This window comes from Haloferax sp. Atlit-12N (genome assembly GCF_003383095.1).
Classification (GTDB): Archaea; Halobacteriota; Halobacteria; order Halobacteriales; family Haloferacaceae; genus Haloferax.
The window spans coordinates 757,331-770,203 of record NZ_PSYW01000001.1 but is presented as its reverse complement, the minus strand read 5'-3'; the positions used below and the strand labels follow the sequence as shown (position 1 = coordinate 770,203).

Sequence of the window (12,873 nt, the reverse complement as noted above, 5' to 3'; positions counted from 1 at the left end):
GCACCGCCGACCGTTACTGTTCTCCGCCGTTCAATCTCGCTTCCACGTCGCGCCAGTGGCTCCCGCGCCAGAACACCTGTCCGCAGTCGCGGCACCGCCACAGCACCGTCGCCGTCGGGTTGGGCGCGTAGTCGGGAACTGGCTCGTCGCGGCCGACCGCCTCGACGGGGCCGTTACAGACGCCACAGCGCGACGGCTCCTCGTCCAGCGAGACCGCGAAGCCGACCGATTCGAGTTCGCGGAGTTGCTCGATTGGCTCCCGCTCGGCGAGGAGGACGCTCCGCGAGGCTCGCTCGGCCAGTCGCACGTCGCGGGTGAGAAGAACGCGCCTCTCGGCGTCCGCTCGTGCGAGTAGGCTGTCGTCGCCGGGGTCGGTTCGGGGGTCGCGGTTACCTTCAGAATCACCCGCCTCGTCCTCGCTGTCGAGCGCATACTCGGCGTCGTAGCCGCACATCCGCAGGTAGGTGGCGAGTTTGCCGAGCATCACGTCCAAGAGGAGTGCCGTGTCGCCGGGAGCAGCGCGGTCGACGCCCGAGGCGACCGTGCCGGGGTGGTCGGCTCCGACGTCGTCAGCCACGGAGGAAATCGGACAGTTCCTCGACCGACCGCGCGTTCAGCACGTCCGCGGTTTCGACCCAGCCGCGGCGGGCCGTGTGGACCCCGTAGCGGGCGTGGTCGAGTTCGGCTGGTCGGTGGGCGTCGGTGTCGATGGCGACCGTCGCGCCCGCCTCGACGGCGATTTTGAGCGCCTCGCCGTTCAGGTCGAGACGGTACGGGCTGGCGTTGAGTTCGAGCGCGACGCCGTTTTCGACGGCGGCCTCTGCGAGTCGCTCGTAGTCGAGGGGGAGGCCGGGCCGTTGGTTGATGAGCCGACCGGTCGGGTGGCCGAGGATGTTCACTGCGGGGTGTTCCATCGCGGTGACGAGTCGCTCGGTGGCCGTCTCGCGGTCCTGGTCGAGCGCGCTGTGGGGCGAGGCGACCACCACGTCGAGTTGGTCGAGCACGTCGTCGGCGACGGAGATGCCGCCTTCGGCGTCGATGTTGGCCTCGACGCCGGTGAACACCGCGATGTCCGCGTCTTCGGCGACGTCGCGGACCTCGTCTAACTGGTCGAGCAGGTCGTCGTCCTCGACGCCGACGCCGCCGACCATGCCGGGGCCGGTGGCGTGGTCGGTGACGGCGTGGTAGTCGTAGCCGCGCTCCGCGGCGGCCGCGACCATCTCGGCGATAGTGTTGTCGCCGTCGGACCAGTCGGTGTGGGTGTGGAGGTCGCCGCGGAGGTCGCCCTCCGCGAGGAGGTCCGGCAGGTCGCCCTCGGCGGCACGCTCGATTTCGCCGGTGTCCTCACGCATCTCCGGTGGGACGAGTGGGAGGTCGAGCGCGGCGTACATCGACTCCTCGGTGTCGCCGGCGACGCGCGTGCCGGCCCGCGGGCCGTCGTCGGGGTCGTCCACGTCCGAGACGTCGAACATCCCGTACTCGTTCATCTTGAGGCCGCGGTCGATGGCGATGTTGCGGAGGTGGACGTTGTGGTCCTTGCTCCCGGTGAAGTACTGGAGCGCCGCGCCGTACTCCGCGGGGGCGACGACGCGGAGGTCGACCCGCATCCCGTTCACCCGGACGCTCGCCTTCTGCTCGCCCGCCTCGATGGTGTCGCCGACGAGGTCCCACGCGAGGAAGCGGTCGATGACGGCTTCGGCGTCGGCGCTCTCGGCGAGCACGTCGATGTCGCCGACCGTCTCGCGCCACCGCCGCATCGACCCCGCGGGTTCGACCCGGCCGACGGCGTCGTGGTCGCCGAGGTACGCGAGCAGGTCGTCGGCGACGGGGCGCGCCTTTCCGAGCAGTTCGCGGCCGGTCGCCTCGCGGGCGAACTCGATGCCGTCGAGGATGTTCGCCTCCGTCTTCGCGCCGAACCCCTTGACCTCCTGAATCTTCCCCTCGCGGGCGGCCGCTTCGAGGTCGTCGAGGTCGGCGACGCCGAGCGCCTCGTACAGTTTGCCGACCGTCTTCGGGCCGACGCCCTCCACGCTCGTCAGGCCGGCCATATCCACCGGCAACTCCTCGCGGAGTTCCTCTAACTCCTCGATGCGGCCGGTCTCGAAGTACTCGACGATTTTCGAGGCGATGGCGTCGCCGACGCGGTCGATTTCCTGGACCGCGTCCTCGCCCGCCTCGGCGAGTTCCTCGACGGGCTTCGGGTGCTCGCGGACGTTCTCGGCGGCGCGGCGGTAGCTCGATGGCTTGTAGGCCACGTCTTTCGCCGCCAGCAAGTCGGCGAACTCCTCCAGCAGGCTCGCTATCTCGTCGTTTCGGCTCATCGGCCCCCTCGCTTGCCCTTGCCGCCGTCGCGGCCCAGTGCCTTCTTCAGGAAGTTCATCCAGCGCTTCTGGTCCGCGGCGTTCTGGAGATTTTCTTCCTGTTCGAGGTCGACCGGCCGAAGCTGTTCGAGGGCGTTCAGCGCCCGGTCGATGCCGACGATGTCCTCGGCCAATCGCCGCCCCTCGTCGTAGCTCACCTCGTTGTCCTCGATTCGCTGGAGCCGTTCGAGGCGCTCGCGGCGGAGGTTCCGCTTCGCTTGGTCGACGCGCTCGCGCTCTCCCGACGGGATGGTGTCGCGGCGCTTTATCTCGAAGACGAACTCCCTGAGGTCTATCTCCTCGCCTTGGACCTCGATGCGGTCGGGAATCTGCGTGCCGACGGTCGCACCCTCCCGATTGACGCGCTCCAAGAGCTGTTTACGCTCGAACTCCTTCACGTCCGTTCGTTGTCCCGCGCGGCACTTCGCTCCTTCGCCCGATGCGGCTCGACTCTCTCGACCCGCTGAGCGTCCTGCCGAGAAACAGGTCCGAAACCCTCGAATAACGGTTATTCTCTCAGCCGTCGTACTCTCTTCCGAACCATGTCAATTGACACCAAGACACATAGTAGTACCGACGCTCCGGACGCCACCGGCGACTCGCCGGCCGCGTTCGGTCAGGCCCGGCTGTACGCGTTCTACTTGCTCGCGGTCGTGACGCTAGGGATGGCGGCCGTCTTCGTCAGCGAACTCCTCTCGTTCGCCATCGTCGGGTGGGGCGCGGGCGGCGACGTGCTCGCCGAGCACCGCCTGCACCTGATGGTCATCGCGGCGAACGTCTGGATAATCATCCTCGGCGTCGCGAGCCAACTGTACCGCCCGCTGAAGCGCGTCGCGCTCATGCAGGTCGCCTTCGTGGTGACGACGCTCGTGCTCGTCGGCACTATCGTCGGCGGCGGGCCGGTCGAGGAGGTCGTCCCCTTCTTCGTGCTCACCGGGCTCATGGTGCTGTTCCACCCCTCGGGCCGCGATATCGTCTCGGTCGGCGACGACTACAGTCCGGCACTCCTCGGCCTCGTCGCGGTCGCGGCGCTCCCGGTGCTCGCGTTCGCGGTCAACCAGTTCGGCCTGCAGGCGACCGGTGACATTCACGCTGTCGCCGGTCACTACATGGAGATGGCGGTGATGGCAATCGGGCTGTTACTGCTCGGCCTCGTCGCGGCCGCAGGTTCACCCGGTCACCGCTTCGTCGCGTGGCTGACTGGCGGCCTCGCCATCTACTTCGGCGCGGTCTCGCTCGCCTTCCCGACGCAGGTGTCCAGCGTGGGGATGCTGTGGGCAATCGCGCTCGTCGCGTGGGGGCTGGCGTTCGTCGTCGCGAGCGAGCTTCGGGTCAGCGGTCGGACCGCTGTCGCTCAGGAGCGCCCGTTCTCGATGCCCGGGCAACCGCGGGCCTAGGGCGCGTGGACGGTCCCGCACGTTCGCCGCCGGCCGGGGAGATAGCCTGATTCGCGCCTGACACGTCGTTGGCGGTGTCAGCGTCCCGCTCTCGCCCGGAGAGATTCGCCGCTTTCTCCGACAACGGCCCCGTATTCGTCGTCTCTCGTCGCAAACTCCGGCGGAGAGACGAACCTTCTTATGGTTCTCTTGGATACCGTGAGGTATGGGTTTGTTCGACCGACTCCGCGGCAAAGACCACCCCCGCGTCGCCTTCATCGGCATCGACGGGGTTCCGTTCACTCTCCTCTCTGAGCATCCCGACGAGTTCCCCAACTTCGCGGCGCTGGCCGACGCGGGCTCGGCGGGCGACATCGACAGCATCGTCCCGCCCGAGTCCTCGGCGTGTTGGCCGGCGCTCACGACCGGCGTCAACCCCGGCGAGACCGGCGTCTACGGCTTCCAGGACCGTGAGGTCGGCTCCTACGACACGTACGTCCCGATGGGGCGCGACGTGCAGGCCACCCGCGTCTGGGACCGCGTCACCGACGCCGGCCGCAAGGCCACCGTCATGAACGTCCCCGTGACGTTCCCGCCCCAGCGCAACGTCCAGCGCATGGTCTCGGGCTTCCTCTCGCCCGGCGTCGACAAGGCCGCCTACCCCGACGACTTCCGCGACGCGCTCTCCGAGATGAACTACAAAATCGACGTGAACGCGAAACTCGGCCACGACGACGACAAGACCGCGTTCATGGAGGACGCTCGCAAGACGCTCGACCGGCGCTACGAGGCGTTCGAGCGCTACATCGACCAGGACGACTGGGACCTCTTTTTCGGCGTCTTCATGACGACCGACCGCGTCAACCACTTCCTGTTCAAGGACTACGAGCGCGACGGGAAGAACAAGGACGCCTTCATGGAGTTCTACCGCACCGTCGACGACTATCTCGGTCGCATCCGCGACGCCCTCCCCGAGGACGTGACGCTCATCGTCGCGTCCGACCACGGCTTCACCTCGCTCGACTACGAGGTCCACTGCAACACGTGGCTCGAGGAGAACGGCTGGCTCTCCTACGAGGACGACGACCACGACTCGCTTTCGGACATAGACAAGGACTCGAAGGCGTACTCGCTCATTCCCGGTCGGTTCTTCATCAACCTCGAAGGGCGCGAGCCTCGCGGGTCGGTCCCGCAGTCGGAGTACGAGGCCGTCCGCGACGAACTCAAGGCCGAACTCGAAGCGCTCGAAGGCCCCGACGGCAACAAGGTCGCAGACCGCGTCGTCGTCAAGGAAGACGCCTTCCGCGGCGACCACGACGACATCGCCCCCGACCTCGTCGTCATCCCGAACCACGGCTTCGACCTGAAGTCCGGCTTCAAGGGTCACGACGACGTGTTCGGCGTCGGCCCCCGCAACGGGATGCACTCGTTCGACAACGCGACGCTCTACGTCGACGACCCCGGTGCGGTCATCGAGGACGCCGACCTCTACGACATCGCGCCGACCATCCTCGACCTCATGGACGTCGAGTACAGTCGCACCGAACTCGACGGCGCGAGCCTCATCCAGCAGTAAGCGACCGCTTCGGCGTCTGATTCCCTTTTTTACGGGGCACGTCTGACCGACCTCTCTTGTCTCGAGCGCTCGCTCTCGCGGTCCCCCTAAGAGCCGCTCGTGGCGGCTCGCGACTTACTGCCGGACTGCGCTCCGCACGTCTCGTTCCAGTCGGTCGGCGTGGGTCAGCCGCATCTCTCGCGCCTCGGCGGGCGTGACCGTCTCGCGGCCGTCTATCTCGTGTGACACCGGGCTGTACGCGTCCACGTCGAAGCCCATCCGGTCGAGGTACGACCGCACTGCCTCGGAGTCGAGTCCGTCTTCGATGGCGGCGTTGACGTACCGGAGCACCGCGTCGAACTCGGGGAGGACGACCTGGTCGTCCGTCACGCGTCCCCTGTCACCCTCGATTCTGAGTTCCGCGTCGTCGAGGCGGTTCACCACGTCTGCGATGTTGTTCGCCAGCCTGAGAACGTCGCTCGGGAGCGCGCAGTCGGGCGAGCGCCACTCGACCGTGCCGAACTCGGCTCTGAGCTGTACCGGCGTCCAGATTGCGCTCTCGGGGTCGAAGTTCGCCTCGATGGTCGCCCGGTCGACGCCCTCCTCCTCGGCACGCACGAGGAACTCCTCGAACCGGCGTTCGAGGCGGCGCGACCACTCCCGCGTGTCGTCGGCGTAGCGCCACAGCCGACCCTGGTGCGGCACGTCGTCGTAGGTCATCCGGCGGTACAGCTTCGACCGCGCGCCCGCCGCCAACCGCTTCCCGTCGTAGTACGGCGAGGAGTTCACCAACGCCAGCGCGGGGTCCAGCGCCACGAGCGCGTTGTACTGGTCGATTTCGCGGCCGGGGCGCTGTTCGACGTGGACGTGCGTCCCCACGCAGTGTCGCGCGTACTGGAAGTCAGACCCGATGACGCGGTTCTGGATGCGGGTCCGGTCGCTCTGGCGCTCCGTCACCTCCTCCGCACTCACCGGCGTGGCGAGCGGGACGAGTCGCTTCCCGACTTCTTCGGCCCGCGAGAGAACGTCGCCGAGTCGTTCGTACAGTTCCGCGCGCAACTCGGCCGCCGAGTCGCACGGCGACGTCTTCACCTCCAACACGGGCTCGACGAACTCCCGTTCGGCCCCCGGCGAGGCGTCGAGCAGGTCGCCCGGGTCGCTGAACGACCCGTCGTCCTCGACGACCCAGTACTCGACTTCGATACTTCGCCGGAGCGGGCCGACCGTCGACTCAGACATAGTGTCCTCGGCGTCGCGCCGAGTCGGCCATCGCACTCATCGTTTCGTTCCACCCACAAACCATTGTTAACACATAGCACGGGTTGGCGGCATGACGGAAAAATCATTCGCAGAACGAACTCCATTTCCACATCTGGTGGACGAACGTCTCGAAAATCTGGATTTGGTGGCCGGTAGCCGCGTCAGTGGCGGCCGGTCGCTATCACAGCAGGTCGTCGAGGTCGTCGTTGTGCCACATCTCTTTGGGGTCCTCTCGTTTCTCGGTCTTGGCCTGGTCGATGGCCTCGCGGGCGCGTTCCATGAACGACTCGACCCGCTCGGAGCGCTCGACGCCGCCGAGGAGGACGAGCGACGCGAGGCGGCCGCTCTCCAGCGGGAAGTCGCCGCCGCGGACCTGCAGACTGCCGGTCTCCTCTTCGACCCAGCGACGCGCTCGCTCGACGCCCTTCCGTGGGATGGTGTCCGGTTCCCCGGCGATGATGACGAGCGCGGAGTCCGCGTCGCTCGCATCGGGCAGGCTCGTCCCCGTCAGGACGGCGCGGCGGGTCGTGCTCATGACGGTGTTGATGTTGTCTTCGGCGTCGGGAGATGCCTCGGCGCTCGCGTAGCCGAGCGCGGCGATACCGCCGGAGCGGAGGGTGTTGATGACCTCGGAGGTGTCGACGACGCTCTCGCCGACGCCCTCGGTCGCCTCACCGGCCGCCAACAGCAGACCGACGCGTCGAGCGATTGCCTCGTTGATGGCGTCGTAGCCCTCGCTCATCGACTCGCCGGAGGAGCGAAACGCGTCGTTGTCGACGAGGAGGACGGCGTCGGACTCGCGGGCGAGGGTCTTGAGCGAGCGGCCGGCGTTCACCTGATACATCGCTCCCTCGTCTTTTCCGGGCAGGATTCCGAGGACGTACACCGGCACGTCGTAGACGCGGCGAAGCGCCTTCGCGAGGACGGGCGCGCCGCCGGAACCCGAGCCGCCGCCGAGCCCAGCGACGACGAAAATCGATTCCGCTTCGGCCGTGACGCGGCCGTCGAGCGCGGACATGACCTCGGTCTGGTCCGCCTCCATGACCTCGGCACCGAGCTCGTTGTCGCCGCCGACGCCGTGACCGTTGACGCGGTCTTGGCCGATGAGCACGGTCTCGACCGGAAGCGGCTGGAGGTCCGCTTTCGCGGTGTTCACCGCGACGGCGTCGAGTACCGCGCCGAACCCCATCTGTCGGTCGAACGACTGGAGAGCGGTGGTGAGCTTCCCACCCGCTTGCCCCACACCAATCAGGACGGTTTTCATACCACAATCCACTCCGTCGCCCATCTTGAACGTTCCCCACGGACGAACTGTTCGACCGCTCGGGTCGTGGTCGGCTCCGACCGCGCCGGAGCTTTATATCAGATGACGGGACCAGACCGCCCCATGACGACCGACCCAGTCCACTTCGACGCTGACGGTGACACAGACACCGGAACGCCCGCTGCCCGCGGACCGGTCGCGGCGGACCACACCGCCGACCGCACTGCCGACCTCGCCGCGCGGCTCGACGCGGTCGAGCGAACCATCACCGACGGCGACGCCGACTTCTCGTCGCTGGAGGACCTCGCGTCCGTCGAGCGTCGGGTCTCCGAACTCGAATCAGCGGTCGAGTCGCTCACCGAGCGCCTCGACGAGGTGGATGCCGCGACGCAGGCGATGCGCGGCTACCTCGGCGGCGTCCGCGCGGTCAACGAGGACGTCGAGCGCCGGGCGAACGCCGCGCTCGCCAAGGCCGAGTCGCTCGAAGCGGAACTTGTCGACGAGACGGCGTCTCCCGCGCCGCCGCAGTCGGCCGACGCGCTTGCCTCGGAGGCGGCGTCACTCCCCCAACAAACCACGGGCGCGTACGACGATTCTCCCCGACGTGACGAGACGACCGAGACCGCCGTCCACGCCGGTCGCGATTCTCACGTCGCTCGCGACTCCCGCGCCGGCGACTCCCGGAACGACGCCACCGGTTCCCGCGCCGACTCCGCCGACCGCGGACTGGCCGCCCGCCTCCGCGACGCGCTGTGATTCGCGTCGTTCTGACGTGTCTCCTCGCGGTCGCCATCGCCGGCGTCGTCTTCCCGGCGGCCGACGCGGCGCGAGCGGACGCGACGACCGTGACAATCGGTTCGATGGCCGACGACATCGCACACGCCGCGACGGCGCTCGCGACCGCGGAAGACCCGCCACCGGCGGGTGTCGCGGGCGCTCGGCGGCACGTCGTCCTCGACGTTCCGACCGGGTCGTGGCGCGCGGCCGGCGTCTCCGAACTCGCGGTTCGCGGCGGCGACGGCGTCGAGCTATCGGCGGACATCGCCGCCGGGCCGACCGTCGTCCGTCGCGTCGGCGGGCCGCGGATTCGCGTCGTCGGCGACCGACTCGTGCTCGGGCCGGGCGAACACCGCCTCAGACTGACGCTCGAAGCCGACGCGGGCGGTTCTGTCGTCGTCCTCGCCCCCGCGACGGCCGACCCGCCGGCGGCGTAGGTTCAAATACCCGGACGGGGCCACGCCCTCGTATGCCCCTCGACTCCTCTTCCATCGGCTCCCTCTCCGAAACCGTCGCTGCGGCGCTCCCGGACGCGCTCGGTGACCGACTCGCCGACGCGACCGGCGTTCGGGTCGCGCCCCGCGATTCGACCGACGAGTGCAGCTGTGTGACCGCGTTCTCGACGCCAACCGACCGCCCCGACGACGAGACCGTGACGCTCGCGGTCGACGCCGGGAACTGCCCGCACCGCGGGTCGCTCTCTACCGCGCCCGCCTGTCGCGCGACGGTTGTCGAGGCGCTCGAAACCCGCGACGCCGACCGTCTCGTCGTCCGCGCCGACGGGCTGGAACGCCGGTACGACGACGCCGCGACCGGTCTGCTCGTCGCTGCCGGCCGGTTCGCAGAGCGCGTCCGCTTCCGCGACGAACGCCTCGCCGACCGCGCCCGCGAGGACCCGCTCGGGGCCGCCCACGAGGCGACGGGTCGCGCGGGACCGGTTCGCCGCGCGGCCGTCGAAACCGGTCTCGCGGAGGGCGCGTCTCGAAGCGCCGACTACGGCGACGCGCTCCGGGCGGTCGTCGGCCCGACGCTCGCGCGCTCCCGCGTTGACCCCCGCCCGCCGGCCGACGGGCGACTCCTCGGAACGACCGACCTCGACACCGGCGCGGTCGCCCGCCGGTACGAGTGCCCGCGCGGCCCCGTCTACCACCTCACGCCGCCCGAATCGACACTCGACCAGCGCGCCGCGCGCACGCTCGAAGCCGCCCACGACCAACTCGCCCGCGGCGCTGTCGATGCCGGCCCGCGCGCGCCGGGCCGCGCCGTCCGACTCGCCGCCGACCCGGACGATCCGGTCGAGACGCTCGCGGCGATTCTGGCGAAGCACACCGCGGGTCACGGCGTTCTCGACGACCTGTTTTCGGACCCCGCGGTCTCGGACGTGTACGTCTCGACGCCCGCCGACGAGAACCCGATTCGCGTCGTCGCCGACGGCGTCTCGATGCCGACAAACGTCCGCCTCGCGCCCGGCGGCGCGGAGTCGCTCGCCTCCCGCCTGCGTCGCGTGAGCGGCGCGTCGTTCTCCCGCGCCGACCCGACACTCGACACCGTGGTTGAGGCCGGCGGCGCGAGCGTCCGGGTCGCGGGCGTGACCGCGCCCGCCAGCGACGGTCTCGGGTTCGCGTTCCGCCGCCACGACGAGACGCCGCTGACGCTCCCCGCGCTCGTCGCCAACGGGACGCTGTCGTCCGACGCCGCGGCGCTCTGCTCGCTCGCGGTCGAGCGCGGTGCGTCGGTCCTCGTCGCCGGCTCCCGCGGGGCCGGCAAGACGACGTTCCTCGGGTCGCTCCTGTGGGAACTCCCGCGCGACGTTCGCACGGTACTCATCGAGGACACGCCGGAGCTTCCGGCGTCGAGCCTGCTGGACGCCGACCGCGACGTGCAGACGCTCCGAACCGACACGACCGGCGGCCCCGAACCGACGCCGCAGGCGGCGCTCCACGCGGCGCTCCGGCTTGGCGACGGCGCGCTCGCGCTCGGTGAAGTCCGGGGCGAGGAGGCCGCTGTCCTCTACGAGGCGATGCGCGTCGGCGCGAACGCCAACGCGGTCCTCGGAACGATTCACGGCGACGGGGCCGCCGACGTGCGCGAGCGCGTCGTCTCCGACCTCGGCGTCCCGGCGTCGTCGTTCGCCGCCACCGACCTCGTCGTCACCTGCGAACACGCGGACGCACACCGCGTCGCCCGCGTCGAGGAGGTCCGCCCCGTCGGCGACGACGCGGCGTTCGAGACGCTGTTCGAACACGACGGTCGCGCCCTCGAACCCACGGGGTCGGTCGCCCGCGGCGACAGTCTCGCGGTCGAATCCGTGGCCCGCCCCGGCGAGTCGTACGCGGACGTGCTCGACGCGCTCGACGCCCGCGCCACCCATCTCGATTCGCTCGCCGCGACGGAACGAACCACGCCAGATGACCTCGCCGCAGCCCGCGCGGAGCGTGGTTCGGGATGCTGAACCCGGACACCGCCACGAGCGCGAGCGCGGACTCCGGTGCGAATCACTTGCTTCACTCGACCGCGACGACGCTCGCGCGGCTTTCGCCCGACTCCATCGACGCCGACCCAAGCGACGAGCTCTGCCGGTCGCTCGCGTTTCTCGACGCGGACCTCGCCCCCGAGACGGTCGTCGCCGCGGGCTACGGCTCGTCGCTTCCCGCCGGCCTGCTCGGTGGACTCGTCGCCCTCCTCGCTCGGCTTCCGACCGTGACGGTCGTCTTCGTCGCGCTCGCGGCCGCGCTCGGTGCGGCCCACGCGGTTCACACACTTCCGGTCTGGCTGGCGACGCTCCGCCGGACGCGGGCGCTCGGAAACGCGCCGGAACTCGTCGGTCGCATCGCGCTCCGGATGCGCGTCGAACCCTCGGTCGAGCGGGCCAGCGCGTTCGCCGCACACGGCGACGACGACCCGCTTTCGGCCTCGCTCGCCGCACACGTCGACCGCGCCCGCGGGACGCCGACCGCGGGGCTCTCCGAGTTCGCCGACGCGTGGCGCGCGTGGTTCCCGGCGCTCGACCGCTCGACTGCGCTCCTACAGACTGCCGCGGACGTTCCCGCCGGCGAGCGCGACCGGGCGCTCGACCGGGCCCACGAGGTCGTCCGCGAGGGGACCCGTGACCGCCTCGCCGACTTCGTCGGCTCTGTCCGCGGGCCGGTGACGGCGGTCTACGCCTTTGGCGTCCTGCTCCCGCTCGCGCTGGTCGGCGCGCTCCCGGCCGCCCGCGTCGCCGGCGTCGGCGTCACCGCCGCAGACGTCGCCTTCGTCTACGACGTGGCGCTTCCCGCCTGTCTCCTCGCCGCGGTCGGGTGGGTGCTCGTCCGCCGGCCGGTCGCGTTCGCGCCGCTCTCGGTCGACGCGTCTCACCCCGCGGTCGACGACCACCGCCACGTCGGCATCGTCGGTGGCGCAGTCGCTGGAATCGCCGGCTTCGTCGCCGCCGACGCGCTCGTCGCGCCGTGGCTCGCGCCGCTCGCCGCCGTCGGCCTCGGAACCGGGACCGCGCTGTTCGTCGCAGCCCGCCCGGTCGTGGCGCTCAGAGCCCGCGTCCGCGCGGTCGAAGACGGCCTCTCAGACGCGCTCTATCTCGTCGGCCGCGCCGTCGGCGAGGGCGAGGCCGTCGAATCTGCGCTCGCCCGCGCGGCGACCTCGGTCCCGGGCGAAACCGGCGACCTGCTCGAAGAGGCCGTCGGCGTCCAGCGTCGCCTCCGCGTGGGTGTCGTCGAGTCGTTCCGCGGTGAGTACGGCGTCCTCGAATCGACGCCGAGCCCCCGTGTCGCGGGCGTGGCGACGCTTCTCGGACTCGCCGCCAGCGAGGGTCGACCCGCCGGCCGCGCAATCGTCTCGATGGCCGACCAGCTCTCGGCGCTCTCCCGACTCGACGCCGAGGCCCGCCGCGAACTCGCGTCCGTCACGGAGACGCTGTCGAACACGGCCGCCGTCTTCGGGCCGCTCGTCGCCGGCGCAACCGTCGCGCTCGCCGACGGGATGGCCCCCGCGAAGACGCTCGACCAGACGGCTGTCGCCGCGCCGCTTTCGACCGCCGACCTCGGGCTGGCCGTCGGCGCGTACGTCCTCCTCTCGGCGGTCATCCTGACGACGCTCTCGGTCGGCGTCGAACACGGCCTCGACCGCCATCTCGTGGCCTCTCGCGTCGGCCGGGCGCTCGTGTCGGCGACGACGACGTTCGCGCTCGCGTTCGCCGCCGCGGGAACGCTCGTCTAAGTCGCGGCGCTCGCGACGTTCGCCACCGGCTCCGCTCCCGTCGCCGTTCCGTGCTGAGGTTTATAT

General features: G+C 70.2%; 11 protein-coding genes. 6 read left to right on the top strand and 5 right to left on the bottom strand.

Annotated elements, in window-relative coordinates; genetic code table 11:
• Positions 1-13 precede the first annotated feature (13 nt).
• The 3 genes from C5B90_RS03970 to C5B90_RS03960 are packed head-to-tail and all read right to left on the bottom strand — an operon-like array spanning position 14 to position 2,758.
• Positions 14-577, bottom strand: a complete 564-nt coding sequence (locus tag C5B90_RS03970) for a Mut7-C RNAse domain-containing protein (RefSeq protein ID WP_115879276.1) — start codon at positions 575-577, stop codon at positions 14-16.
• Positions 570-2,321 carry a DNA polymerase/3'-5' exonuclease PolX gene (gene polX, locus C5B90_RS03965; protein WP_115879274.1) on the bottom strand — a complete coding sequence of 584 codons (1,752 nt, stop codon included), beginning with the start codon at positions 2,319-2,321 and terminating at the stop codon, positions 570-572. Before polX ends, C5B90_RS03970 begins: the two co-directional genes overlap by 8 nt.
• A complete protein-coding gene (locus C5B90_RS03960; protein ID WP_115879272.1) occupies positions 2,318-2,758 on the bottom strand; it encodes a DUF5788 family protein in 441 nt (146 codons plus the stop codon). The genes polX and C5B90_RS03960 overlap by 4 nt, the downstream gene beginning before the upstream one ends.
• A gap of 144 nt (positions 2,759-2,902) precedes the next feature.
• Between C5B90_RS03960 and C5B90_RS03955 the strand changes: the two genes are divergently transcribed.
• Positions 2,903-3,757 carry a hypothetical protein gene (locus C5B90_RS03955; RefSeq protein WP_115879270.1) on the top strand — a complete coding sequence of 285 codons (855 nt, stop codon included), beginning with the start codon at positions 2,903-2,905 and terminating at the stop codon, positions 3,755-3,757.
• A 205-nt stretch (positions 3,758-3,962) separates the two neighbouring features.
• On the top strand, positions 3,963-5,312 hold the full coding sequence (locus C5B90_RS03950; RefSeq protein ID WP_115879268.1) for an alkaline phosphatase family protein: 1,350 nt from the start codon (positions 3,963-3,965) through the stop codon (positions 5,310-5,312).
• A gap of 114 nt (positions 5,313-5,426) precedes the next feature.
• Here the strand turns inward: C5B90_RS03950 and C5B90_RS03945 are convergent, their stop codons facing one another.
• A complete protein-coding gene (locus C5B90_RS03945) occupies positions 5,427-6,530 on the bottom strand; it encodes a glutamate-cysteine ligase family protein (RefSeq protein WP_115879266.1) in 1,104 nt (367 codons plus the stop codon).
• 202 nt (positions 6,531-6,732) lie between these two features.
• Complete coding sequence (locus C5B90_RS03940) at positions 6,733-7,815, bottom strand: tubulin/FtsZ family protein (protein WP_115879264.1); 1,083 nt, start codon at positions 7,813-7,815, stop codon at positions 6,733-6,735.
• A 123-nt stretch (positions 7,816-7,938) separates the two neighbouring features.
• Here C5B90_RS03940 and C5B90_RS03935 point away from each other — a divergent pair, with 123 nt between their 5' ends.
• Genes C5B90_RS03935 through C5B90_RS03920 form a run of 4 tightly spaced genes read left to right on the top strand, consistent with a single transcriptional unit; the run spans position 7,939 to position 12,807 of the window.
• The gene (locus C5B90_RS03935; protein WP_115879262.1) at positions 7,939-8,571 is read left to right on the top strand and encodes a hypothetical protein; all 633 of its coding nucleotides are present in this window, start codon (positions 7,939-7,941) and stop codon (positions 8,569-8,571) included.
• Positions 8,568-9,029 carry a hypothetical protein gene (locus tag C5B90_RS03930; RefSeq protein WP_115879260.1) on the top strand — a complete coding sequence of 154 codons (462 nt, stop codon included), beginning with the start codon at positions 8,568-8,570 and terminating at the stop codon, positions 9,027-9,029. The genes C5B90_RS03935 and C5B90_RS03930 overlap by 4 nt, the downstream gene beginning before the upstream one ends.
• Positions 9,030-9,061: 32 nt before the next feature.
• The gene (locus C5B90_RS03925; RefSeq protein ID WP_115879258.1) at positions 9,062-11,044 is read left to right on the top strand and encodes a type II/IV secretion system ATPase subunit; all 1,983 of its coding nucleotides are present in this window, start codon (positions 9,062-9,064) and stop codon (positions 11,042-11,044) included.
• Positions 11,038-12,807, top strand: a complete 1,770-nt coding sequence (locus C5B90_RS03920) for a pilus assembly protein (RefSeq protein ID WP_115879256.1) — start codon at positions 11,038-11,040, stop codon at positions 12,805-12,807. The genes C5B90_RS03925 and C5B90_RS03920 overlap by 7 nt, the downstream gene beginning before the upstream one ends.
• Positions 12,808-12,873 lie beyond the last annotated feature (66 nt).

Excerpts from the sequence above, each read along its gene's own strand:
- polX (WP_115879274.1), bottom strand. The coding sequence starts at position 2,321 with ATGAGCCGAAACGACGAGATAGCGAGCCTGCTGGAGGAGTTCGCCGAC.
- C5B90_RS03955 (WP_115879270.1), top strand. The coding sequence starts at position 2,903 with ATGTCAATTGACACCAAGACACATAGTAGTACCGACGCTCCGGACGCC.
- C5B90_RS03950 (WP_115879268.1), top strand. The coding sequence starts at position 3,963 with ATGGGTTTGTTCGACCGACTCCGCGGCAAAGACCACCCCCGCGTCGCC.
- C5B90_RS03945 (WP_115879266.1), bottom strand. The coding sequence starts at position 6,530 with ATGTCTGAGTCGACGGTCGGCCCGCTCCGGCGAAGTATCGAAGTCGAG.
- C5B90_RS03940 (WP_115879264.1), bottom strand. The coding sequence starts at position 7,815 with ATGAAAACCGTCCTGATTGGTGTGGGGCAAGCGGGTGGGAAGCTCACC.
- C5B90_RS03935 (WP_115879262.1), top strand. The coding sequence starts at position 7,939 with ATGACGACCGACCCAGTCCACTTCGACGCTGACGGTGACACAGACACC.
- C5B90_RS03925 (WP_115879258.1), top strand. The coding sequence starts at position 9,062 with ATGCCCCTCGACTCCTCTTCCATCGGCTCCCTCTCCGAAACCGTCGCT.
- C5B90_RS03920 (WP_115879256.1), top strand. The coding sequence starts at position 11,038 with ATGCTGAACCCGGACACCGCCACGAGCGCGAGCGCGGACTCCGGTGCG.